Genomic DNA, 1,265 nt, shown 5'->3' with positions numbered 1-1,265 from the left:
CGCTACGCAATGCACGTGGCATGAGCGGGTGGTGGTCGCGCAACGAACGACGCGAGGCGCCTCAGATTTTGAGCGATGGCAGCCAGAACAAACTCGTCCTGGGCGCCCCGTGGGCCACGAAGCCGGAGCCGACCAAGCCTCAGGATGCGCTTCAAGTGTGCAAACTGCATCTCGACCTTCTTGCGCTGACGTCGCGACGTCTCGAAGCCTTCGGTGCCAGCGAACGACCGGGCGACGTCGCGCGCGTGCTCATGTATGTCGCGCGGGATCTTACGCGATGGTTCTTTTGGACAGCACTCCGGTTTAAGCGGGCATGCGTCGCAGTCGAGCTTGCTCGCACGATACAGAAGCGTTTTGCCCTCGTGCACGGTGCCGCTCGTTCCAAGCCGCTTTCCGCCAGGACAGTGGTAGACGTCACTGGTCGGATCATATCGAAAGTCGCTGCGTGAGAAGGTACCGTCATCTCGCTTCGACTTGTCGAACACGGGGATATGTGGCGCGATGCCCTTCTCCTCGACCAGCCAGTTCAGCATCGGAGCGGCGCCGTAAGCGGTATCCCCGACAAGCCGCTCCGGCTTGAGACCAAAGCGCTCCTCTGTTCGTTCGATCATTGTCCTTGCCGCTCCGACCTCGGCCTGGCGAATGGAGCGGGACGCCTCAACATCAACGATGACGCCGAACTTCACGTCGATGAGATAATTGTCGGAGTAAGCGAAGAATGCTGGTCCCTTGTGAGCTCCGGTCCACTGGGCCGCGGGATCGGATGGGGAGACGAACTTCGGCACAACGTCGCTGGCGGCGCCCCACGCTGTATCGTCGAGGGTCGCCAGATACTCCTTCACCGCGCGGCTGGACCTTTGCGGATCGCGGTCCTTGCGCCAATCCTGACCTGCGATCGAGCGTTGCTTGTTGGCATCCGCCTGGATCAGGCTCGCATCGACAGCAAAGCCATCGCCGCCAACCAGGCCGGCCGCAATGCACGCCTCCACGACCCGCTCGAACATGTGGCGAAATACATCTCCCTCGCGGAAGCGCTCGTTGCGGGCGCGCGAGAACGCCGAATGATCCGGGATAGCGTCCTCGATCCCGAGCTTGCAGAACCAGCGATAGGCAAGGTTCACCTGCACTTCACGGCAGATCAGCCGCTCCGAACGGATCGCAAAGACATATCCCACGACCAGCATCCGGATCATCAGTTCCGGATCGATCGACGGGCGACCCATGGACGAATAATGAGGTGCTAGTTCACTGCGAAGCCAGGACAG

Annotated in this window: 1 protein-coding gene; it reads right to left on the bottom strand. The window is 61.3% G+C overall.

Features of this window, described 5'->3' with window-relative positions; all coding sequences use genetic code 11:
• Positions 1 to 2: 2 nt before the first annotated feature.
• Positions 3 to 1,265 (bottom strand): transposase (locus tag E4K65_RS46655; protein WP_135179758.1); only part of this gene is annotated, 1,263 nt, incomplete at its 5' end.

It is taken from the genome of Bradyrhizobium niftali (assembly GCF_004571025.1).
GTDB lineage: Bacteria > Pseudomonadota > Alphaproteobacteria > Rhizobiales > Xanthobacteraceae > Bradyrhizobium > Bradyrhizobium niftali.
Note: the sequence above shows the minus strand (reverse complement) of the source record. Positions and strands in the feature narration are given on the sequence as shown.